A 22,886-nucleotide genomic window follows, 5' to 3' on the forward strand; every position below is an offset into this window, starting at 1 on the left:
CTCCGTCCGCCGGGCGGGGCCGGGCCCGGCGGGCCGCTTCGGGGGACCCGGGAAGCAGGGTCGTCCGGCGGGCGTTGCATGGGGGCGTAGGTGTAGGTGTAGGCGTAGACGTAGGCGCCGTCGGGGCGTCGCGGCAGGTGCGGGGAGTAGACGTGGATGTCCACGGGACGGTGGCGGAGGGCTTCGAGCCCGTCCGGGACGCGTTCGTGCGCAATTTCGAGGTGCTCGGGGACCGCGGTGCGGCCGTGGCCGTGTACCGCGACGGACGGAAGGTCGTCGACCTGTGGGGCGGCACCAGGGACGCCCACGGCACCGACCCCTGGACCGAGGACACCGCGCAGATCGTCCGCTCCGCGACCAAGGGCGTGGCCGCCGCCGTGCCGCTGCTGCTCCACCAGCGCGGACAGCTCGACCTGGACGCGCCGGTCGGCTCGTACTGGCCCGAGTTCAAGGCGGGCGGCAAGGAGAAGACCCTGGTCCGCGACCTGCTCGCGCACCGCGCGGGCCTCCCGGCGCTGGACCGGGGGCTGAGCGCCGCCGAAGCCGCCGACGGGGTGTCCGGAGCGCACGCGGTCGCCGCGCAGCAGCCCTTCTGGGAGCCGGGCACCGGGCACGGCTACCACGCGCAGACCTACAGCTGGCTGCTGTCCGAGCTGGTGCTGCGGGCGACCGGCCGCACGCTGGGCTCCCTCCTGGCGGAGGAGATAGCCGAGCCGCTGGGGGTGGACTTCTGGATCGGCCTGCCGGAGGCGGAGGCCCACCGGGTGGGCCGGGTGGCCCCGGTCGAACCGCCGGAGGGCGCGGGCATGCTCAGGACCCGGCCGCGGCGCAACGTCTCCGAGGCCTACGCCGACCCGGACTCCCTCACCCGCCGCGCCTTCGCCGCCATCGACCCGCTGCCCGACGAGAACGACCCCGCGTACCGGGCCGCCGAGCTGCCGGCCTCGAACGGCATCGGCACGGCCCGCGCCCTGGCCCGCTTCTACGGGGCCACGATCGGCGTGGTGGAGGACGGCGCACGGATCTTCACGCCGGCGACCACCGCCCTGGCTGCGCGGGAGTTCTCGGCCGGGCCCGACCGGGTGCTGGTGGTCAACACCCGCTTCGGCCCGGGCTACATGCTGCACGGGCCCGCCTCGCCGCTGCTCTCGCCCGCGTCCTTCGGGCACCCCGGGCGCGGCGGGTCCCTGGCCTTCGCGGATCCGGAGGCGGGAATCGGCTTCGGCTACGTCACCAACGCGCTCGCCAAGTCGGTCACGGCCGACCCGCGGGCCCAGTCGTTGATCCGGGCCGTTCGCGCCGCGCCGGCCTAGCCGGGCCGGGCCGTGGCGTGCCGGTGCGGCGCCGTTGCCGGGGGCGCTGCCCCCGGGCCCCTGCGCCTCAAACGCCGGCGGGGCTGAAAGATCGGGGCTCCGCCCCGGACCCCGCGCCTCAAACGCCGGCGGGGCTGGAGTGTGCGGCGAGGCTGGATGGGGCGGCGGGGCTGGGTGGTAGGGCTGGGCTGGGTCGTGGGGCTGGGTGGTCAGCCCGCGTTCAGGACCGTGGCGACGATCGGGCCCGCCGCGTCGCCGCCGTGGCCGCCGGCCTCGACCATCGCCGCGGCGGCCACGTCACCGCTGAAGCCGGTGAACCAGCTGTCGGGGCTGCCCGCGCCGTCGACCTCAGCGGAGCCGGTCTTCGCGCCCTTGTCCGAGCCGCGGACCGAGGACATCGCCTCCTTGGCGGTGCCGGCGGTCGCCGTCAGCTTCATCATCGAGACCAGCTGCTGGTGCACCGCGGGCTTCATCCGGCGCTGCGCCGTCGCGATCGTCCGGCCGTCGAGCTCCGGCGAGACCAGCAGCGGCTGGCGGAACACGCCCGTGCGGGCGGTCGCGGTGATGGACGCGACGTTCAGCGGGTTCATCGTGATCTGGCCCTGCCCGATGTACGCGGCGGCCGCGGCCGCGCCCGTCGCCGGCGGGACCTTGCCGTCGGTGGACTGGATGCCCGTCTTCCAGTCCAGGTCGATGCCGAAGACCTCCTTGGCCTCCTGCGGCAGCGCGGAGTCGTCGCCGACGGGCTTGATCTGCTTGATGAAGGCGGTGTTGCAGGACCGGGCGAACGAGGTCGCGAAAGGGGTGCCGGGCGGCAGGTCGAAGTTCTTCAGGTTGTGGAACTTGCGGTCCCAGGTCACCTCCTTCGGGCACTCCGCCGGCTTGTCGGCCGCCACCAGGCCGCGGTCCATCAGCATCGCGGCCGTCACGATCTTCATCGTGGAGCCGGGCGCCCGGTTGCCCCTCATCGCCGCGTTGAAGCCGTCCTTGCGGTGGTTGGCGACGGCCAGGATGTGCCCGTTGCTGGGCTGGACGGCGACCACCGAGGCCTCCGGGAACTTGGCGACCGCCTGCTCGGCCGCCGCCTGCACCTTCGCGTCCAGGTACGTCTTCAGCGTGCTCGGCTCGCCCTCGACCAGGGTCAGCAGGGTCCGCTTGGGCGCTTCCTTGGCGGCCGGCTCGATCCACAGCTCGGCGCCGGGTTTGCCGCCCGCCTTGCCGCCGTAGGTCTGGCGCAGCTCGTCGAGGATCTGGCGCAGGGAGGGGTACTTCTCCGCGGTCAGCTCCTCGCCGTTGCGGTCCACGGCCTTGACCGGCGGGTTGGCCGGGGCGCCCGCGCGCAGCGTCTCGTCCTTCTGGAGCTGCGGGTGGAGCACCGAGGGCTGCCAGTCGACCAGCGGCTTCCCGCTGGTCACGCCACGCACCACGGTGAGCTGGGAGTCGTAGGACAGCGGCTTGGTGGTGCCCTCGTAGGTGATCTCCGCCTCGACCTTGAAGGGCACGGTGGCGCCGTTCGGCGTGCCGGGGGTGATCACGGCCTTGGACACGGACGCCTTGGTCTCGAAGTCCCCCACCGCGGCCTGCGCGGCCGCGGCGTTGTTCGTCAGGTCGGCGGCCTTGCGCTCGTCCCCGGCCGCCCACGCAGCCAGGAAGGCCTTGGCGGTCGCGGCGGTCTCCTTCGCGCCGACCGGCCCGCTGCCCTTCCCGGCCTGGACGGAGGTGTCGCCGTCCTTCCCATCGCCGTCGGTATCCCCGACCAGGGCGTACACCCCGTACCCGGCGCCGCCGAGCAGTGCGAGAAACACCCCGCCGACGACGGCACCCTTCGCTGCCCCGTTCACTGCGTCCCCTCCCCAGGAGCCCCAGTTCTCTGAACATGTTCAAAGAACTCTTCATGTGGACCCTACGTGGCGGAGCGGATCGTTCCGGCCGTTGTTACCGGACCGGAACATCGCGCCCGCGAAGATCGTTGAATGGATTGATGACCACGACGAGGCTCCCGGCAGTGGAAGCGCTCGGCAGCCGCGGACCGCTGCCCGAGCGGATCTGGTACACCTCCTACGGCTCGAACATGCACCGGGGCCGGCTGGCCTGCTACCTCGCCGGAGGCACCCCGGCGTACCTGGCCGGAGGCACCCCCGCGGGCGCCGCCCGCGGCTATCCCGGCTGCCGCGACCCCCGCGCGCCGACCCGCTCGGTGCCCGTCGAACTGCCCGGCCGCCTGTACTTCGCCACGGAGTCCGTCGTGTGGACGGGCGGCCGCGCCTTCTACGACCCGTCGGCGCCGGGCCGCCTGCGCGCGCGGGCCCACCTGGTGACCGTCCAGCAGTTCTCCGACATCGCCGCCCAGGAGATGCACCGGGAGCCCGGGGCGGACGTCGACCTCACCCAGGTCCTGCGCACGGGACGCGACGAGCTGGGACCGGGCCGGTACGAGACCCTGATCTGCTCCGGCGCCCTGGACGGCATCCCGGTGCTGACCTTCACCGCTCCCTGGGACATGCACGCGGTGGACTGGGTCAGCCCGGCAGCCGCCTACGTGACGCACCTGGCGGCGGGCCTGCTGGAGTCCGGCGCCTGGCACGCACGGTCCATCGCCGACTACCTCGCCCGGTGCCCCGGCGCGGCCGGCCACTGGAGCCCCGACGAGATCACGGCCCTCCTGCCACCCCCCTGACACCGGCCCGACCACGACCACGACGGGGACCCGCACCACACCACGCCACACACGACGGGCCCGGCACCATCAGGTGCCGGGCCCGTCGTTTTCGCTGCTAGACCCAGGTGTCCAGCCACATGCGGCCGCGCCAGGAGTCCATCGGGAGGGTCTGGCCGGTGAAGATGGGCCAGAAGTAGATGAAGTTCCAGACGATCAGCAGGACCAGCACGCCCGACCCGATCGCGCCCAGTGCCCGCCGGCGTTCGGACGAGCCCGCCGGGCCCAGCAGGGCGCCGATCATCATCGCCACCGCCAGGCACAGGTACGGGACGAAGACCACCGCGTAGAAGTAGAAGATCGTCCGCTCCTGGTAGTTGAACCAGGGCAGCAGACCCGCGGCCACCGCGCACGCGATCGCGCCCGCCCGCCAGTCGCGGCGGAAGAACCACCGCCACAGCACGTACAGCAGCGCGAAGCAGCCCGCCCACCACAGCAGCGGGGTGCCCAGTGCCAGCACCTCGCGGGCGCACTTGCCCGCCGCCGTCGCCGGGCAGCCGTCGGTGCCGGGCTCGGGGGACTCGTAGAAGTAGGAGACGGGCCGGCCCAGGACCAGCCAGCTCCACGGGTTGGACTCGTAGGTGTGCCCCGAGGTCAGCCCCACGTGGAACTTGTAGACCTCGGTCTCGTAGTGCCACAGGCTGCGCAGCCACTCCGGCAGGAACGACAGCGAGCTGCCCTGGTCGTACTTGGCGGCCCAGTCGCGCAGATAGCCGCCCTTGCCGTTGTCCGGGCTGAAGATCCAGCCCGACCACGAGGCCACGTACGTGACGATCGCGACCGGGACCGTCGACACGAAGGCGGGCAGCGCGTCGCGGCGCAGCATCGCCGCGTACGGGGCGCCCGCGCCCGCGGTGCGGCGTGCGGCCGCGTCCCACAGCACCGTGAGGATGCCGAAGAAGGCCAGGATGACGAAACCGTTCCACTTCGTGCCCGCGGCGAGTCCCAGGCAGACTCCGGCCAGGATCCGGTACGGACGCCATCCCAGCCGCAGCGTCTCGGCGATCGTCATGTCGGGCCGGGTCCGGCCCTCGGGATCCACCGGCAGCGCGTCCGCGAGTCTGGCCCGGACCTTGTCCCGGTCGATGAGCAGCGCCCCGAACGCGGCGAGCACGAAGAACATCAGCACCAGGTCCAGCAGCGCGGTGCGGCTCATCACCAGGTGCAGGCCGTCCACCGCGAGCAGCGCGCCCGCCAGGCAGCCCAGGAACGTCGAGCGGAAGAGGCGGCGCCCGATCCGGCACAGCATCAGCACCGACAGGGTGCCGAGCACGGCGGTCATGAACCGCCAGCCGAAGGGGGTGAAGCCGAACATCCACTCGCCGAGCCCGATCACCCATTTGCCGACGGGCGGGTGCACGACGTAGCCCGGGTCGAGCGGGAGCGCGACCCCGTCCGGGTTGGCGAGGATCGACTTGTCGATGTCCTTGGGCCAGCTCGCCTCGTAGCCCTGGCGGATCGTGGCCCAGGCGTCCTTGGCGTAGTACGTCTCGTCGAATATCACCGCCTTCGGGCTGCCCAGGTGCGCGAACCGCAGCACCCCGGCGACCAGCGCCACCAGCAGCGGCCCCGCCCACGCGAGGATGCGCTGCCAGGTCCCCCACACCTGCGGCGGGAGCCCGAAGGTCATCCACAGCTGCCGGGACGGCTTGGCGTACGGGGGCACCAGGCGGCTGCGGACGTCCGCGCGCGGCGACGCGCCGGCGGCCGGCGCGTAGCCGAATCCGCGCAGGCGGCGCAGCCAGGTGGGCGGCTCATCTTCGCGTCCCGCCGATGAGGCGGGAGGGGCCCCCGCGGGGCTGGGCGGCGGCGTCGCGGTACTGGTCACCGGCACATCGTAGGGAAGAGATCTGTGTGCGCCCCAGTGGCGGGGGGCGTCGGGGCGCGGGACTGAGAGGATGGGCGGGTGACAACTGACCAGCCCCGCGGTACCGAGCCCACCTCGACGACCGGCGTTCTCGTCCTCGCCGGCACCCCCATCGGCGATCTCGCGGACGCCCCGCCGCGCCTCGCGGCGGAGCTGGAGCGGGCCGACGTGGTCGCCGCCGAGGACACCCGGCGGCTGCGCCGGCTGACCCAGGGGCTCGGCGTGCACACCACCGGGCGCGTCCTGTCGTACTTCGAGGGCAACGAGTCGGCGCGCACCCCGGAGCTGGTCGAGGCCCTGGCCGGCGGGGCGCGCGTGCTGCTGGTGACCGACGCCGGCATGCCCTCGGTCTCCGACCCCGGCTACCGGCTGGTGGCCGCCGCCGTGGAGAAGGACATCAAGGTCACCGCCGTTCCGGGGCCGTCCGCGGTGCTCACCGCGCTCGCCCTGTCCGGACTGCCCGTGGACCGGTTCTGCTTCGAGGGGTTCCTGCCGCGCAAGGCGGGCGAGCGCCTCGGCCGGCTGCGCGAGGTCGAGGGCGAGCGGCGCACCCTCGTCTACTTCGAGGCCCCGCACCGGCTCGACGACACCCTGGCCGCGATGGCCGAGGTCTTCGGCGCCGAGCGCCGCGCCGCGGTCTGCCGCGAACTGACGAAGACCTACGAGGAGGTCAAGCGCGGCGGGCTCGGCGAGCTCGCGGCCTGGGCCGCCGAGGGCGTGCGCGGCGAGATCACCGTCGTCGTGGAGGGCGCCCCCGCGGCCGGGCCCGGCGACGTGGACGACGAGGAGCTGGTGCGCCGGGTGCGGGTGCGCGAGGAGGCGGGGGAGCGGCGCAAGGAAGCCATCGCGGCGGTCGCGGCCGAGGCCGGGGTACCCAAGCGCGAGGTGTTCGACGCCGTCGTCGCGGCAAAGAATGCGGCACAAAAGGTGCTGTAAGTCGGTAAAGAGCTAACCTGAAAGGCAAAGCTCAGACCGCGCACCGGGCGCTTTCGGCATGGAGTCGCCCAAAGACCGTCCAACAGTAGACAGGGCCTGATGCGCTCCCGCCTTGAGAGGCGTCCACTGGCAATGGCACCAGTGGAACAAGAGGAGCTGGCATGAGTGAGATCGCAGACACCCCGGCACCCGCGCCCGTCGCAGCACCCGCCCCTGTCCCCGCCCCCGCCCCGGTCCCGGCGACGGGTGTGCAGGTCGTGCACGAGGCGTACTCCTTCGCCTGCATGAGGTGCGGGTACGGCTGGGAGCAGGGTTACCAGATCGAGCACCACGTGGGAGCCGGGGGCGAGCCCTTCATCATCTACACGATCAAGGGCGAACGGGTCCCGTCCCCGCTGTCCAACCCGACCTGCCTGAACTGCGGCGGCCACGTGGTGCGGATCATGCGGGAGGGGCAGGTCTCCTCCGTGCTCGGCATGATCGACCACCTCTACCACCACCGCATCGCCCCCGGGATCGCAGGGCCCGTGCCGGCGGGCGCCAGCCTCCCCCGGACCCCGAAGCCCCGCAGGTCGCCCGCGGCGCACGACGCCCCCGGACCCGTCTCGATCGAAGAGGCCGAACGCGGCCGGGGCCTGCTCTCCCGGCTGATGGGGTTCTTCCGCCGGTCATAAGATCGGCCGTATGAGCACCGCTTCGAAGGACGCACCGCCGCCGCTGCCCGAGCCCCTCCGGGTGGCGGTGGCGGACTCGCACACCCACCTGGACATGCAGGCGGGCACCGTCGAGGAGGGCCTGGCGAAGGCCGCCTCGGTCGGTGTGACCACCGTCGTCCAGGTGGGCTGCGACGTGAAGGGCTCCCGGTGGGCCGCCGAGACGGCCGCCGCGTATGCGAACGTCCACGCGGCCGTCGCCCTTCACCCGAACGAAGCCCCCCGGATCGTCCACGGCGATCCGGACAGTTGGTCGCGGCAGGGGGCCCGGTCCGGCGGCGGTGAGGCTGCCCTGGACGACGCGCTGGCCGAGATCGAGGCGCTGGCCGCCCTCGACCACGTCAAGGCGGTCGGCGAGACCGGGCTCGACTACTTCCGTACCGGGCCGGAGGGGATGGCCGCGCAGGAGCGGTCCTTCCGCGCGCACATCGAGATCGCCAAGCGGCAGGGCAAGGCCCTCGTCATCCACGACCGCGACGCCCACGCGGACGTGCTGCGCGTGCTGCGCGAGGAGGGCGCCCCCGAGCGGACCGTCTTCCACTGCTACTCCGGCGACGCCGACATGGCCCGGGAGTGCGCCGCCGCCGGGTACTACATGTCCTTCGCCGGAACCGTCACCTTCAAGAACGCGGCGCCGCTGCGCGAGGCGCTGGCCGTCGCCCCGCTGGAGCTGGTGCTCGTCGAGACGGACGCGCCGTACCTGACCCCGGCGCCGTACCGCGGACGGCCCAACGCGCCGTACCTCATTCCGCTGACGGTCCGGGCGATGGCCGCGGTCCGCGGGATCGACGAGGACGCGATGGCCACCGCGCTGGCCGCCAACACGGCCCGCGCCTTCGCCTACTGATCCTCCCCCCGCTCCGACACGCTGGGTAGTCGTCCGGCTTTGGTGCGTGACGACTCCTCCGCTAGGGTGCCGTGCCCCGAACCAGAGGGTGCCGGATCACCAGTGGAGCGAGCGTCGTGAGCGATACGCAGGGCAGTCACCGCCGTGGCGGTCCCCTCCCGGAGGCGTACGGGGCCGAGCGCCCGGCCTGGCCGGCCGGTGCGGGCGGTCCTGGGCCCGCGCCCGGCGACCTCGAAGCCCGGGACCTCGAAGCGGGGGTTCCCGCCCCGCGGGGCGGGGCCCGGCGGGGTGGTCGCCGCCGCCGGACCGCGGACGCGCCCTCCGCCTCCGCCGGTGCGACGGCCACCGCCACTGCGACGGCCACCGCCACCGTCCCCGGATACGGACCCGGATACGGGCCCGGCCGCCACGACGGCAGGTCACCGGCCGAGCTGGCCGACGCCGACACCCTGGCCGCGCCCGGCTCGGGCCGCCGCCGCGCCACGAACCCGGCCGGTCCCGCGGGCCCGGCCGTCCCCGTCGTCCCCGTCGTCCCCGCCCCGCCGGGCCCCGGCACCGGGACGGGCCGCCGCGCCCGCGGCCGCAGCGCCCCCGCCGACTCCCCCGCCGACTCCCCGGCCGCCGCCGGCCTCCTCCCGGCACCCGTCGCACCCGGCTCCGGCCGCCGCCGCGCCCGCACCGCCCCCGCCGAACCTCCGGCCGCGCCCGGCGGGCACTGGCGGCGGATCGTGCCGCAGGCCCTGGTCGTCGCCTTCCTCGCCGGCGGCACGACCGCCTTCGTCGCCGCCGACAAGTCGGTACGGCTCACCGTGGACGGAGTCCCGCGCAACCTCCACACCTTCGCCGACGACATCGGCGAACTGCTCGCCGCGGAAGGCCTCGGCGTCGGCCCCCACGACCTCGTCGCCCCCGCCCCCGGCCAACCCCTCGACGACGGCGAGGAAGTCGTCGTCCGCTACGGCCGCCCCCTGCGCCTGACCCTCGACGGGCAGCAGCGCCAGGTGTGGACCACCGCCCGCACCGTCGAGGGCGCACTGCACCAGTTCGGCATCCGCGCCGAGGGCGCCTACCTCTCCGCCCCCCGCACCGCCCCCGTCCCGCGCGCCGGCCTGGCCCTCAGCGTCCGCACCGAACGCAGTGTCACCTTCATGGCCGACGGCCGCGAACGCACCATCCGCACCAACGCCGCCACCGTCCAGGAGGCCCTCGACCAGGCCGGCATCACCCTGCAGGGCCAGGACACCACCTCCGTGCCCCCCACCGACTTCCCGCGCGACGGCCAGACCGTCACCGTCCTGCGCATCACCGGCAGCCGCGAGGTCCGCGAGGAACGCATTCCGTACGAGACCGAGAAGGTCAAGGACCCCGGGCTCTTCGCCGGCACCGAGGTCGTCGAGCGGGCGGGCCGGCCCGGGGCGCGCAGGGTCACGTACAGCCTGCGCACCGTCAACGGAGTCCGGCAGAAGCCCCGCCCCATCGCCGACGAGGTCGTCCGCGAGCCCGTCACCCAGCTCGTCAAGGTCGGCACCAAGGCCCTGCCGAGCTCCGTCGGCGGCGCCGACGGCCTCGACTGGGCGGCGCTGGCCCAGTGCGAGTCCGGCGGGCGGCCCGGGGCCACCGACCCCTCGGGGACGTACGGCGGGCTCTACCAGTTCGACGTCCGCACCTGGCAGGGCCTTGGCGGCAGCGGACGCCCACAGGACGCGTCAGGGGCGGAGCAGACGTACCGGGCGAAGAAGCTCTACGTGCAGCGGGGGGCGAGTCCGTGGCCGCACTGCGGGCGCCGGCTCACCCAGTGAGCAGGCCATGAGCAGGCCATGAGCACGCGGCGGCGACACCTCCGGGAGCCGCGGGCCCGGTCCGGCTCAGCACCACTCGGCCGATCTGAGACGCTTTACCGGTGAGCACCGCAGAGCAGCAGCCCAACGAGACCCCTTCTGACGCCCTCCTCGGCCCGGCCGACATCAGGGAGCTGGCCGCCGCCCTCGGCGTACGCCCGACGAAGCAGAAGGGGCAGAACTTCGTCATCGACGCCAACACGGTGCGCCGGATCGTGCGCACCGCCGAGGTCCGCCCGGACGACGTGGTCGTCGAGGTCGGACCGGGCCTGGGCTCGCTGACGCTCGCGCTCCTGGAGGCCGCGGACCGGGTCGTCGCCGTCGAGATCGACGACATCCTGGCCGCCGCACTGCCCGCCACCATCGAGGCCCGCATGCCCGCGAGGAAGGACCGCTTCGCGCTGGTCCACTCCGACGCGATGCTGGTGACCGAGCTGCCCGGCCCGGCGCCGACCGCGCTCGTCGCCAACCTGCCGTACAACGTGGCCGTGCCCGTCCTGCTGACCATGCTCGACCGCTTCCCGACCATCGAGCGGACCCTGGTGATGGTGCAGGCGGAGGTCGCCGACCGGCTGGCCGCCGAGCCCGGCAACAAGGTCTACGGGGTGCCCTCCGTCAAGGCCAACTGGTACGCGCACGTCAAGCGCGCCGGAGCCATCGGCCGCAAGGTGTTCTGGCCCGCCCCGAACGTCGACTCCGGTCTCGTCTCGCTGGTGCGCCGCACCGAGCCGATCAAGACCACCGCCTCGAAGGCCGAGGTCTTCGCGGTCGTGGACGCGGCGTTCGCGCAGCGCCGCAAGACGCTGCGCGCCGCGCTGGCCGGCTGGGCCGGCTCTGCGGCGGGCGCCGAGTCGGCGCTGGTCGCCGCCGGCATCTCGCCGCAGGCCCGCGGCGAGTCCCTGACGGTGGAGGAGTTCGCCGCGATCGCCGAGCACAAGCCCGCGGCGCAGAGGCCCGCCCTGTGAGCGCGCGCGAGGCGGCCGTGACCGTACGGGTCCCCGCGAAGGTCAACGTGCAGCTGGCGGTGGGCGCCGCGCGCCCCGACGGCTTCCACGACCTGGCCAACGTCTTCCTCGCCGTGTCGCTGTTCGACGAGGTGACGGCGACCGCGGCCGACGCGCTGACCGTCACCTGCGAGGGCCCCGACGCCGACAAGGTCCCGCTGGACCGCACCAACCTCGCGGCGCGGGCGGCCGAGATCCTCGCCGCCCGCAACGGCCTCTCCCCGCTGGTGCACCTGCACATCGCCAAGAACATCCCGGTCGCGGGCGGCATGGCGGGCGGCAGCGCGGACGGGGCGGCGGCCCTGCTGGCCTGCGACGCGCTGTGGGGCCTGAACACCCCGCGCGCCGAACTCCTCGACATCTGCGCGGAACTCGGCAGCGACGTCCCCTTCAGCCTGGTCGGAGGCGCCGCGCTCGGCACCGGCCGGGGCGAGGTCCTCACCCCCGTGGCCGCCGGCTCCTTCCACTGGGTGTTCGCGGTGGCGGACGGGGGCCTGTCCACCCCGGCGGTGTTCCGCGAGTTCGACCGGCTCACCGCCGACGTGGTGGTCCCGGAGCCGGAGGCCTCGCCGGCGCTCCTCGCGGCGCTGGCGTCGGGTGACGCGCGGGAGCTGGCCGGTGTGCTGGCCAATGACCTCCAGGCGGCCGCGCTGTCCCTGCGGCCGTCGCTGGCCGACACGCTGGCGGCCGGCACCGGGGCCGGGGCGCTGGCCGCGCTGGTCTCCGGCTCGGGGCCGACGACGGCCTTCTTGGTCGCGGACGAGGAGTCCGCGGCCAAGGTCGCGGCGGCGCTGGAAGCCTCGGGCACGTGCCGAGCCACCCGCGTGGCCACGTCCCCGGCGCGGGGCGCCACAGTCCTGCCGACCTGACCCTGCGGCGCCGCTGCCGGGGGCGCCGCCCCCGGACCCCCGCGCCTCAAACGCCGGCGGGGCTTGAAAGATCGCCTCAATCGCCGGCGGGGCTGGAATTGCGCAGCCTCGGCTGCATATCCAGCCCCTCCGGCGTTCGAGGAGCGGGGGGCGGGGCGGAGCCCCGGTATTTCAGCCTCGCCGGCGTTTGAGGCGCGGGCGCGGAGCGCCGTAGGGGGTCTGGGGCGGAGCCCCGGGAACGGTCCCGTACTCATGCGGGAGTTGAGTACCCGCACCCTGTCGGGGGAGCCGGGCCGCGGGCGACCGTAGGCCCATGACAGCCAGCGCCAGCGCCACCGCCCTCGCCGCCGCCACCCCCGCCCACCGCGACCGGTACGTCGACCTGCTGCGCGTCGCCTCGCTCGGCACCGTCATCGCCGGGCACTGGCTGATGGCCGCCGTCAGCAGCGACGGCATAGGCAATCTGCTCGCCCTCGTGCCCGCCCTCCAGGTGCTCACCTGGGCGCTGCAGATCATGCCCGTCTTCTTCTTCGTCGGCGGCTTCTCGCACGCCCTGTCCTACCGCTCGCTGGCCCGCCGCGGCGACGGCCACCCCGTCTACGCCGCCTTCCTCCGGGCCCGCCTCCAGCGGCTGCTGCGCCCCACCCTCGTCTTCGTCCTGGTGTGGGCCGCGGCCGCGCTCGCCGTGCAGCTCGCCGGGCACGGCGACGGCCGGCTGACCGGGGCCGCGCTGCGCCTGGTCACCCAGCCGCTGTGGTTCATCGGGATCTACCTGGCGATGGTCGCCTTCACCCCGCCGCTGCTGAAACTGCACGAGCGCCACGGCTGGGGCGCCTTCGCCGCGCTGGCCGGGGCGGCCGCGCTGGTCGACGTACTGCGCTTCGCGCTCGGCGTCCCCTACGTCGAGTTCCTGAACTTCGCCCTCGTCTGGCTCGCCGTCCACCAGCTCGGCTTCCTGCGCGCCGACGGGCGGATCCGCAGGCCCGCCGTCCTCGCCGTGGCGGGCCTCGCCGGGGCCGTCCTGCTGGTGGCGTACGGCCCGTACCCGCTGTCCATGGTGGGGATGCCCGGCGAGAAGGTGTCCAACATGGCCCCGCCCACCCTCGCCCTGCTGTGCCACGGCATGTGGCTCGTCGGCGCCGTGCAGCTGCTCGCCCGGCCGGCCGGCGCGTGGCTGCGCCGCCCCAAGGTCTGGCGCGGGGTCGTCGCCGCCAACGGCATCGCCATGACCGCCTTCCTGTGGCACCTCACCGCCATGCTCGGCGTGTACGGGGCCCAGCTCGCCCTCGGTCTGGCCCTGCCGGCCCCCGCCACCGCCGCCTGGTGGGCGCAGGTCCCCGTACGGATCCTCGCCGCGGCCGCGCTGACCGGCGTCTTCGTCGCCCTGTTCCGCCGCTTCGAGGCCCCCGCCCGGCGGAGCCCGGCCGCCCCCGCCGGAGCCGCTCCGGCCCCCGCCGCATCCGCTCCGGCCGCCCCCGCCCGGGCCGGCGGTGGCCCCGTCGCCGCCCTCGGGATCACCCTGTGCCTCCTGGGCGTCCTGGGCCTGTCCATGACCGGACTCGGCGGCCTGCTCGACGGCCACAGCGCCACCCTGATCGCCCTCCCGGTCACCGCGCCCGCCGCGATCGGCATGGCTCTGGGCGGCTGGCTCCTGGTGGAACGGTCCGGCACTCCCCGGAGCGTTAGGCTGAGGGGCTGATCCACACCCCTTCCCTGGAGCGCGTCTGATGGCCGTCAATCTGGTCAATGTCGAGGCAGTCAGCAAGGTGTACGGCACACGTACCCTGCTCGACGGCATCTCCCTCGGCGTCTCCGAGGGCGACCGCATCGGTGTGGTCGGCCGCAACGGCGACGGCAAGACCACCCTCATCCGGATGCTCGCCAAGCTGGAGGAGCCCGACACCGGCCGGGTCACCCAGTCCGGCGGCCTGCGCATGGGCGTCCTCACCCAGCACGACTCCCTCGATCCCAAGGCCACCGTCCGCCACGAGATCATCCGCGACATGGCCGACCACGAGTGGGCCGGCAACGCCAAGATCCGCGACGTCCTGACCGGGCTCTTCGGCGGCCTCGACCTGCCCGGCTTCGACCAGGGCCTCGACACCGTCATCGGCCCGCTCTCCGGCGGCGAGCGCCGCCGCATCGCCCTCGCCAAGCTGCTCATCGCCGACCAGGACCTCCTGATCCTCGACGAGCCCACCAACCACCTCGACGTCGAGGGCATCGCCTGGCTGGCCCGGCACCTGCAGGAGCGCCGCTCCGCACTCGTCTGCGTCACCCACGACCGCTGGTTCCTCGACCAGGTCTGCACCCGAATGTGGGACGTGCAGCGCGGCGACGTCCACGAGTACGAGGGCGGCTACAGCGACTACGTCTTCGCCCGCGCCGAGCGCGACCGGATCGCCGCCACCGAGGAGTCCAAGCGGCAGAACCTGATGCGCAAGGAGCTGGCCTGGCTGCGCCGCGGCGCCCCCGCCCGGACCTCCAAGCCGCGCTACCGCATCGAGGCCGCCAACGAGCTCATCGCCGACGTGCCGCCGCCGCGCGACACCAGCGAGCTGATGAAGTTCGCCAACGCCCGCCTCGGCAAGACGGTCTTCGACCTCGAGGACGTCAGCGTCCACGCCGGTCCGAAGGAACTGCTCAAGCACCTCACCTGGCACCTGGGCCCCGGCGACCGCGTCGGCCTCGTCGGCGTCAACGGCGCCGGCAAGACCTCCCTGCTGCGCGCCCTCGCCGAGGCCGCCCGCACCCAGGGCGACGTCCAGCCCGCCGCCGGCAAGGTCACCGTCGGCAAGACCGTCAAGCTGGCCTACCTCTCCCAGGAGGTCGGCGAACTCGACCCGTCCCTGCGGGTCCTGGAGGCCGTCCAGCGCGTGCGCGACCGCGTCGACCTCGGCAAGGGCCGCGAGATGACGGCGGGCCAGCTGTGCGAGCAGTTCGGCTTCACCAAGGAGAAGCAGTGGACGCCGGTCGGCGACCTCTCCGGCGGTGAGCGCCGCCGGCTGCAGATCCTGCGCCTGCTGATGGACGAGCCCAACGTCCTGTTCCTCGACGAGCCCACCAACGACCTCGACATCGAGACCCTGACCCAGCTGGAGGATCTCCTCGACGGCTGGCCCGGGTCGATGATCGTGATCTCCCACGACCGGTTCTTCATCGAGCGCACCACCGACACGGTGATGGCGCTGCTCGGCGACCAGAGCCTGCGGATGCTGCCGCGCGGCCTCGACGAGTACCTGGAGCGACGGCTGAGGATGATCGAGGCGGCCGCCCCGGCGCCCGTCCAGGCCGCCACCGCGCCGAAGTCCACCGCCTCCGGGGACTCGCGCGCCGCGAAGAAGGAACTCCAGAAGATCGAGCGGCAGCTGAACAAGCTGTCCGACCGCGAGGGCATCCTGCACGCCCAGATCGCCGAGAACTCCACCGACTACGACAAGGTGGCCAAGCTCGACGCGGAGCTGCGCGAACTGCTCGCGGACCGCGAGGATTTGGAGATGCGCTGGCTGGAGCTGGCCGAGGAGGCGTAGCGGCCGCCGGGAGGACCACGGGCGGCCCCGACCGCCCGGGACCCCCGCTTTCCGCCGCTCCGCGGGCCGACTTGCCGGATAACGGCGGCGTCACGGGCCGGTCCTCCCTTGGGAACAGGGGGCGGACCGGCCCGATGTATGAGCGGCGTCAGTGATAGAAAGGTCATCCTCCCCGACCCCCACGAAGCCGAAAGTGTGCGCTGATGACCGAGCCGCCCCAGCCGCCGAACCAGCCGCCGACACCTTCCGGTTACGGACACCTGCCCGGCCCGCCGCAGCCGCAGGGCTACGGATACCCGCAGGCGGGCGAGAACCCGTACGCCCAGCCGGCCCCGTACCCGCAGCAGCCCCCCACCGTCCCGCAGCAGCAGGCCGGCCACGGCTACCCGCCGCCCCCGCCCGGCGCCCCCGGCGCGACGCCGAAGAAGAAGACGACCCTGCTGATCGCGGCCTCGGTCGCCGCCGTCCTCGTCCTCGGAACCGTCGGCTACGTCGCCTTCTTCATGGGCGACGAGGACCCGAAGAAGCCCGTCGCGCAGGAGTCCACCGACGCCAAGCCCTCCGCCTCCCCGTCCGTGGACAAGGGCGACGGCAACGGCGGCAACGGCCACCAGACCGACCTCAACTCGGGCCGCAAGCAGGGCGAGGACAAGGTCCTGTGGCTCAAGACCACCAAAATCGACGGCCCCGGCGCCGGCGTGACCAGCAAGGGCCAGTGGATCGTGGGCGACACCGTCGCCAAGACCATCGGCAAGACCGTCAACGGCTACGCGGTCGCCGACGGCAAGGAGAAGTGGACGATCACCCTCCCCGCCGAGATCTGCGGCATGGCCGACCGCACCACCGACGACGGCAAGACCCTCGTCATGTACCGCGGCGGCCCGTCGGACACCGACGACTGCAACCAGCTCAAGATGATCGACCTCAAGGCGGGCAAGGAGGGCTGGTCGAAGGAGGTGACGAAGGAGAGCGACTTCGACATGTTCCTCGACCCCAGCCTGGCCATGACCGGGGACACCGTCACCGTCAACCGGCTCACCCGCGCCACCGCCTTCAGGATCAGCACCGGTGACAAGCTCTTCGCCAGCCCGGCCGAGGGCTGCGTGCCGTCCGCGTACGCCGCCGGCAGCGGCAAGCTGATCGGCGTCGCCACCTGCTACGACGCCGACCGGACCGTCGAGGTCCAGGACGCCGACCCGGTCACCGGCAAGAAGACCTGGACCCACAAGCTCCCCAAGGGCTGGAGGGTCACCCGCGTCTACGCGCTCGACCCGATCGTCCTCGACCTCGCCAACGAGACCTCGAAGGAGCGCTCCATCGTGGTCCTCGGACCCGACGGCAAGAAGCGCACCTCGCTCTCCGGCGACGGCAACTTCTCGACCGAGTGCAGCGTGAGCCACGACGACTCCCTGCAGGGCTGCGCCACCGCCGTCGTCGACGCGGGCACCCTCTACCTGCCCACCGAGGCAGGCATCGGCAAGGCCAACGAGATCGTCGCCTTCGACCTGACCACCGGCAAGGCCAAGTGGCGCGTCCCGGCAGGGGAGGGGCGCACCCTCGTGCCGCTCAAGGCCGCGAACGGGCAGCTGATCGCCTACCGCAAGGCCGAGACCGACCGAGGCGGCGAGGTCCTCTCGATCCCGGCCGACGGCAGCACTCCCACCGCACTCCTGCGCCACCCCTCGGGCCCCGCCGCGCCGATCGAGAGCACCTTCTACTCCCCGGAGGTCGACTACGTGGACGGGCGCTTCTTCATCTCCGCGTCCCGCCTGCTCGCCCAGGACAAGGACGAGAAGTTCCTGATGGTCTTCGGAAAGTGAAAACCGCACCGCGTCCCACGAGCCGCCCAGCGAGAGGCAAGAGCACCCCATGAGTACCCCGCCGCCCCCCAGCCAGCCGCCGTCCGGCGGCTTCGGCGCGCCCCAGGATCCGCCGCCGGGCGGGTTCGGCGCGCCCACGCCGCCCCCCGGCCCGCCCGCGCCGCCCTCCGCGCCCCCACAGCAGCCGCCCGCCGCGCAGCCCGCGTACGGGTACCCGCAGCCCGGGCCCGGCTACGGCTACCCGCAGCAGCCCGGCGGCCCGGCGCCCTTCGGCGCACCCGCGCCCCCGCCCGCGCCGGCGGTGGGGCCCCCGGCCGGCGGCAACGACAAGCGCACCCAGCTGATGATCGTCGGCGCGGCCGTGCTGGCCATCGTCCTCATCGTCGGCGGCGGCCTCTGGTACACGTCGGGCGACGGCGGCGCCGAGGCCGGCCCCGACAACGGCCCCAGCGCCTCCCCGGGCACGGACAAGAACCAGGCCTCGGCGCCCGGCACCGAGAAGGTGCCCTCCAACACCAAGTCGAAGTCGCTCTACAACCACCCGCTCCCGACGGTGACCGACATCGTGTCCGTCACGGGTTCCTGGCTCACCGACTCCACCTACGTCAAGTCCGACGTGTCGAAGGTCGTGGGCTACAACCTCGTCGACGGCGGCAAGAAGTGGGAGCTGCCCTTCCCGGGCGAGCTCTGCGGCGCGACCCACCACGTCAGCGAGAAGAAGACGGCGGTCCTGTTCAAGGCCACCGCGGCCACGCCCGAGAACAAGTACCCGCAGTGCAGCGAGGTCGGCGTCATCGACCTGGAGACCGGCAAGCTCGCCTGGTCCGGCAACGCCAAGAGCGCCACCGGCGGCGACAAGCCCGTCAGCTTCTCCGAGGTCACCATCAGCGGCAAGACCGTCGCCGCGGCCGGAGTCTCCGCGGGCGGCGCCGCCTGGAACCTCGCCGACGGCAAGTCCCTGTGGCTGCCCAAGGTCGACAACGAGGGCTGCCGCGACACCGGTTACGCAGGCGGCGAGGCGCTCGGCGTCATCCGCAAGTGCGGCCAGAGCCCCAACTACACCCTGCACGGGCAGATCCTCGACCCGGCCACGGGCGCGCCCACGTCCTCGTACAAGCTCTCCGCGGGCATCGACTACGCCCACATCGTCTCCACCAAGCCCCTGATCGTGGCGGCCGACGTCGGCGACAACGCGAAGGGCGGCAAGGGCGTCAGCGACCTCTTCGTCGTCGACCCGAAGGGTGAGCTGAAGGCGCGCATTCCGCTCGCCTCCGGCAACTTCGCCGCCAAGTGCGGGGCCACCGAGGTCGAGAAGTGCACGAACATGCTGGTCGGCAACGGCAAGCTCTACGTGCCCTCCCAGGAGCACCAGGGCGGCTCCTCCAGCGGCCGCACCAACGAGCTGCTCTCCTTCGACCTGGAGACCGGCAAGCAGACCACCGACCGCGCCGACGCGGGCGAGCGGTACATCCTGCACCCGCTGCGCATGGACGGGTCGAACATCATCGCCTACAAGAACCCCCCGTACGACAAGGGCGGTCAGATCGTCAGCATCGACGGCATGACGATGAAGGAGACCGTCCTCATGGAGAACCCGGCGGACAAGGCGAGCCAGCGCATCGAGACCGGCTTCTCGCCCGAATACGGCGAATACCGGTACCACAACGGCAAGCTCTTCATGTCCCGTTCGAACGTCAGCAAGCCCTACGGGGACAAGCTCGACGCGGAGTTCCTCTTCGCCTCCTTCACCGCGAGCTGATTCGCACACCACCGCAGAAGCCCCCGAACGGTCCGCACCGATCGGGGGCTTCTGCGCGGTATCACCCGCGCACCGTCGAACAAGCGTGTAGCTTGCCGGGTCAGAAGGGTGGGGGGTGGTTCCGCAATGGGCGTACGGGTCGTGGTGGTCGACGAGCACCGGCTGTTGGCCGAGGCGCTCGCCTCTGCCCTGAAGCTGCGCGGTCACCGGGTGCTGGCCGCGGCCGCCCCGGCCGCGGGCGCCGCCGAGCTGGTCATCAGCCGCGCCCCGGAGGTCTGCCTCCTCGGCACGGCCACCCCCGCCGAGCCCGGGGTCTTCGAGCCCGTCGTCCGCATCAAGCGGGAGCGTCCGCAGATCGCCGTCGTCGTCCTGGGCCCGGTGCCCAGCCCGCGCGGGATAGCGGCCGCCTTCGCCGCCGGGGCCTCGGGGTACGTACGCCAGGACGAGCGCATCGAGGGCGTGGAGCGGGCGCTGGCCAAGGCGCGGGCGGGGGAGGTGGCGATCGCCCCGCAGCTGCTGCAGGGGGCCTTCGCGGAGCTCCTGAACCCCGCCGCCCAGCCCGACGACGAGGGCAGCCGGCTGCTGCGGCTGCTGACCCCGCGCGAGGTGGAGGTCCTGGTGCGGGTCGCCGAGGGCGAGGACACCCGGCTGATCGCCGCGGGCATGGAGATCGCGCCGAGCACCGCCCGTACGCACGTGCAGCGGGTGCTGATGAAGCTGGGCGTGGGCTCGCGGCTGGAGGCGGCCGCGCTGGCCGCCCGTACCGGCCTGCTGGACCGGGCCCTGCCCGGGCAGCCGTCCGCCGCCCCGCGCGGCTGAGGCGGGCGCCTCAGCCGGCCGCCGATTTCCCCGCGGGCGCGGAATCGGGTAAGCCAGTCTCCAAGCACGCGCATCCAGCCGCGCGTGCTCCCCCGCGAGAGGCAGTAGGCGAGTGAGCAAGTACCTGGTAACCGGTGGCGCCGGATACGTCGGCAGCGTGGTGGCGGCCCACCTCCTGGAGGCCGGCCACGAGGTCACCGTCCTCGACGACCTCAGCACCGGCTTCCGCGTCGGCGTCCCGGCGGGCGCGGCCTTCATCGAGGGCCGCATCCAGGACGCGGCCCGCCACCTGGACGACTCCTACGAGGCGGTGCTGCACTTCGCGGCCTCCTCGCAGGTCGGCGAGTCCGTGGTGAACCCGGGCAAGTACTGGGAGAACAACGTCGGCGGCACGCTCGCCCTGCTGGGCGCGATGCGCGAGGCGGGCGTGCGCAAGCTGGTGTTCTCCTCCACCGCGGCCACCTACGGGGAGCCGGCGGAGGGCCTGCTGACCGAGGCCTCGGTGACCGCGCCGACCAACCCGTACGGCGCCTCGAAGCTGGCCGTCGACCACATGATCGCGGGGGAGTGCGTGGCGCACGGCCTGGCCGCGGTGTCCCTGCGCTACTTCAACGTGGCGGGCGCCTACGGCGAGTTCGGCGAGCGTCACACCCCCGAGACGCACCTGATCCCGCTGGTCCTCCAGGTCGCGCTGGGCGAGCGCGAGTCGATCTCGGTCTTCGGCGAGGACTACCCGACCCCGGACGGCACCTGCGTCCGCGACTACATCCACGTCGCCGACCTGGCGGAGGCCCACCTGGCCGCCCTGCGGGTCGCCGCCGACGGGGAGCACCTGATCTGCAACCTGGGCAACGGCAGCGGGTTCTCGGTCCGCGAGGTCGTCGAGACCGTCCGCAAGGTCACCGGCCGCGACATCCCCGAGGTCGTCGCCCCGCGCCGGGCCGGCGACCCGGCGATGCTGGTCGCCTCCGCCCGCACGGCCCACGAGCGCCTCGGCTGGACCCCGAGCCGCTCGGACCTGACCGGCATCATCACGGACGCGTGGAACTTCGCGCGTACGCACGCCTCCTGAACCACCCGTACCCCCTGGACCACCGCTGTCCTGCGCGCCCCCCGCACCGTGCCCGGTGCGGGGGGCGCGTGCGTTCGGGCCGTGCGCTGCGGGCGGGCGCCGTGCGCGGGCGCCCGGCGTGCACGCGCCGGGTGAAATGCCCCCCGTGCAACTGCCCGTGGCACGCGCCGGTGCGGAAGCCGCCATCCGGACCTTCGGTGCAGGCGATTTCAAGCCACCACAAAGCCCGTTCAGGACGCTCGCGCCGGAAAATCGCCGGGAAAACTTCTGCTATTCGGCCAACCGTGAGCGGCCCCCGGCCCTACGCTGATGAGCGACACCGGTGGGGGCCGGTGTTGATTCAGGGGTCGAGACAAGTCGGGTACGGCGTCCGGTCCGGGGTAGTGCAGAGATGTCTCGGCGGCGGCCGGGCAGCTGCGGATCACCCGGTCCGGGCGCCGTACCCGCCGTCGTCCGTTCCCCTACCCTTGGGGGTTTTGTGGTTCGTATCCGGGTTCTCGTCGTCGACGATCACCGCATCTTCGCCGAATCGCTCGCAGCCGCGCTCGCGGCCGAGCCGGACGTGGACGTGTCCGCGGCCGGCAGCGGTCCCGCCGCCCTGCGCTGCCTCGAACGCGCGGTGGCCGAGGGCCGCCGCTTCGACGTCCTGCTGGTCGACGCCGATCTCGGCGCGGTCGCCGGGGCCGTGCCCGCCCAGCGGGAGCCGGGGGCCGGGCCACCGCAGCCCGCCTCGGACGGGATCGCGCTGGTCGCCGGGGTACGGGTGACCCACCCCGGGGTCCGCACGGTCGTCCTCGCCGAACGCGACGACCCGCGCCGGGCCGCGCTCGCGCTCCAGGCGGGAGCCTCGGGCTGGGTGGCGAAGGACTGCTCGCTCTCACGGCTGCTGGCCGTGATCCGCGGGGTCCTGCGCGAGGAGACGCACCTTCCGCCCGCACTGCTCACCGGAGTGCTGCGCGAACTGACCGCGGCGCGCAAGCACCGTACGGACAGCGAGCGGCTCGTGGAGTCGCTCACCCCGCGCGAACACGAGGTGCTGCGCTGCATGGTGGCGGGGCTGGGCCGCAAGGACGTGGCGGCGCGGCTGTTCCTGTCCCCGCACACCGTCCGCACCCACATGCAGAACGTGCTGGGCAAGCTCGGTGTGCACTCCACCCTGGCCGCGGTGGCACTGGCCCGGCGGGCGGGCGTACGACCGGCCGACCTAGCCGGGGATGTTGTCGAACGGAGCGGTCAACTGGCGTAGCAGGCCGGCGAGATCACCGCGTTGGTTCTGCGACAGCTGGGCCAGGATCGCCCGTTCCTGGGCCAGCAGCCCGGCGAGGGCCTGGTCGGCGCGGTCCCGGCCCTCGGGGGTGAGCCGCACCAGGACCCCGCGGCGGTCGCTGGGGTCCGGGAGCCGCTCGACGAGGCCCTTCTTGGCGAGCCGGTCGATGCGGTTGGTCATGGTGCCGGAGGTGACCAGGGTCTGGGTCAACAGCTGGCCGGGGGAGAGTTGGTAGGGTGCGCCGGCGCGCCGCAGGGACGTCAGGACGTCGAACTCCCAGGGCTCCAGGCCGTGCTCGGAGAACGCCAGCCTGCGGGCGCGGTCGAGGTGGCGCGCGAGCCTGCTGACGCGACTGAGCACCTCGAGCGGTTCCACGTCGAGGTCAGGGCGCTCCCGCCGCCATGCCGCCACCAGTCGGTCGACCTCGTCCTCCATGCCGATCAGTGTAAGGGGTCTGTCGACGTGAAGTCTCTTCATAACAAGTATCTTGATAATGAGTATCTTGACGTCGAGATA

18 protein-coding genes are annotated in these 22,886 nt (G+C 73.3%); 15 read left to right on the forward strand and 3 right to left on the reverse strand.

Translation table 11 applies throughout. From position 1 onward, the window contains the following. Window positions 1-152: 152 nt before the first annotated feature. Window positions 153-1,313 (forward strand): serine hydrolase domain-containing protein, encoded by a 1,161-nt coding sequence (locus OG534_RS21760; protein ID WP_326589959.1) that lies wholly within the window; start codon window positions 153-155, stop codon window positions 1,311-1,313. Between the two features lie 209 nt (window positions 1,314-1,522). Here the strand turns inward: OG534_RS21760 and OG534_RS21765 are convergent, their stop codons facing one another. After that, window positions 1,523-3,154: a penicillin-binding transpeptidase domain-containing protein gene (locus OG534_RS21765; RefSeq protein WP_326589960.1), complete on the reverse strand. Its 1,632-nt coding sequence runs from the start codon at window positions 3,152-3,154 to the stop codon at window positions 1,523-1,525. Window positions 3,155-3,294: 140 nt separating this feature from the next. Between OG534_RS21765 and OG534_RS21770 the strand changes: the two genes are divergently transcribed. Beyond that, entirely contained in the window at window positions 3,295-3,990 is a 696-nt protein-coding gene (locus OG534_RS21770; RefSeq protein WP_326589962.1) for a histone deacetylase, read from the forward strand. A gap of 97 nt (window positions 3,991-4,087) precedes the next feature. Here OG534_RS21770 and OG534_RS21775 read toward each other — a convergent pair whose 3' ends face one another. Continuing rightward, complete coding sequence (locus OG534_RS21775) at window positions 4,088-5,857, reverse strand: dolichyl-phosphate-mannose--protein mannosyltransferase (RefSeq protein ID WP_442807122.1); 1,770 nt, start codon at window positions 5,855-5,857, stop codon at window positions 4,088-4,090. 78 nt (window positions 5,858-5,935) lie between these two features. On the opposite strand from OG534_RS21775, the gene rsmI reads away from it, so the two are divergent. The 13 genes from rsmI (at window position 5,936) to OG534_RS21840 (ending at window position 22,349) form a co-directional block, all read left to right on the forward strand. Further along, the gene (gene rsmI / locus OG534_RS21780) at window positions 5,936-6,832 is read left to right on the forward strand and encodes a 16S rRNA (cytidine(1402)-2'-O)-methyltransferase (protein ID WP_326589963.1); all 897 of its coding nucleotides are present in this window, start codon (window positions 5,936-5,938) and stop codon (window positions 6,830-6,832) included. A 161-nt stretch (window positions 6,833-6,993) separates the two neighbouring features. Continuing rightward, a complete protein-coding gene (locus OG534_RS21785; protein WP_442807123.1) occupies window positions 6,994-7,506 on the forward strand; it encodes a hypothetical protein in 513 nt (170 codons plus the stop codon). A 10-nt stretch (window positions 7,507-7,516) separates the two neighbouring features. Further along, complete coding sequence (locus OG534_RS21790) at window positions 7,517-8,392, forward strand: TatD family hydrolase (RefSeq protein WP_326589966.1); 876 nt, start codon at window positions 7,517-7,519, stop codon at window positions 8,390-8,392. 116 nt (window positions 8,393-8,508) lie between these two features. Continuing rightward, window positions 8,509-10,191: a ubiquitin-like domain-containing protein gene (locus OG534_RS21795; RefSeq protein WP_442807124.1), complete on the forward strand. Its 1,683-nt coding sequence runs from the start codon at window positions 8,509-8,511 to the stop codon at window positions 10,189-10,191. Between the two features lie 101 nt (window positions 10,192-10,292). Next, a complete protein-coding gene (rsmA, locus tag OG534_RS21800; protein ID WP_326589967.1) occupies window positions 10,293-11,195 on the forward strand; it encodes a 16S rRNA (adenine(1518)-N(6)/adenine(1519)-N(6))-dimethyltransferase RsmA in 903 nt (300 codons plus the stop codon). Then, window positions 11,192-12,103: a 4-(cytidine 5'-diphospho)-2-C-methyl-D-erythritol kinase gene (locus OG534_RS21805; RefSeq protein ID WP_326589968.1), complete on the forward strand. Its 912-nt coding sequence runs from the start codon at window positions 11,192-11,194 to the stop codon at window positions 12,101-12,103. The genes rsmA and OG534_RS21805 overlap by 4 nt, the downstream gene beginning before the upstream one ends. Before the next feature lie 313 nt (window positions 12,104-12,416). Further along, the gene (locus tag OG534_RS21810; RefSeq protein WP_326589969.1) at window positions 12,417-13,802 is read left to right on the forward strand and encodes an acyltransferase family protein; all 1,386 of its coding nucleotides are present in this window, start codon (window positions 12,417-12,419) and stop codon (window positions 13,800-13,802) included. A 28-nt stretch (window positions 13,803-13,830) separates the two neighbouring features. After that, a complete protein-coding gene (locus tag OG534_RS21815; RefSeq protein WP_326589970.1) occupies window positions 13,831-15,633 on the forward strand; it encodes an ABC-F family ATP-binding cassette domain-containing protein in 1,803 nt (600 codons plus the stop codon). 203 nt (window positions 15,634-15,836) lie between these two features. Continuing rightward, on the forward strand, window positions 15,837-17,453 hold the full coding sequence (locus OG534_RS21820) for an outer membrane protein assembly factor BamB family protein (protein ID WP_326589971.1): 1,617 nt from the start codon (window positions 15,837-15,839) through the stop codon (window positions 17,451-17,453). A gap of 49 nt (window positions 17,454-17,502) precedes the next feature. Then, window positions 17,503-19,212 carry an outer membrane protein assembly factor BamB family protein gene (locus OG534_RS21825; RefSeq protein WP_326589972.1) on the forward strand — a complete coding sequence of 570 codons (1,710 nt, stop codon included), beginning with the start codon at window positions 17,503-17,505 and terminating at the stop codon, window positions 19,210-19,212. 126 nt (window positions 19,213-19,338) lie between these two features. Next, window positions 19,339-20,031, forward strand: a complete 693-nt coding sequence (locus OG534_RS21830; RefSeq protein WP_326589973.1) for a response regulator transcription factor — start codon at window positions 19,339-19,341, stop codon at window positions 20,029-20,031. Window positions 20,032-20,143: 112 nt separating this feature from the next. Further along, window positions 20,144-21,103 carry a UDP-glucose 4-epimerase GalE gene (galE, locus tag OG534_RS21835; RefSeq protein ID WP_326589974.1) on the forward strand — a complete coding sequence of 320 codons (960 nt, stop codon included), beginning with the start codon at window positions 20,144-20,146 and terminating at the stop codon, window positions 21,101-21,103. 478 nt (window positions 21,104-21,581) lie between these two features. After that, the gene (locus OG534_RS21840; protein WP_326589975.1) at window positions 21,582-22,349 is read left to right on the forward strand and encodes a response regulator transcription factor; all 768 of its coding nucleotides are present in this window, start codon (window positions 21,582-21,584) and stop codon (window positions 22,347-22,349) included. Here the strand turns inward: OG534_RS21840 and OG534_RS21845 are convergent. After that, window positions 22,308-22,805: a MarR family winged helix-turn-helix transcriptional regulator gene (locus OG534_RS21845; protein WP_030386194.1), complete on the reverse strand. Its 498-nt coding sequence runs from the start codon at window positions 22,803-22,805 to the stop codon at window positions 22,308-22,310. The genes OG534_RS21840 and OG534_RS21845 overlap by 42 nt on opposite strands. Window positions 22,806-22,886: the final 81 nt, after the last annotated feature.

The sequence above is a fragment of the Streptomyces sp. NBC_01294 genome (assembly GCF_035917235.1).
Lineage (GTDB): Bacteria > Actinomycetota > Actinomycetes > Streptomycetales > Streptomycetaceae > Streptomyces > Streptomyces caledonius.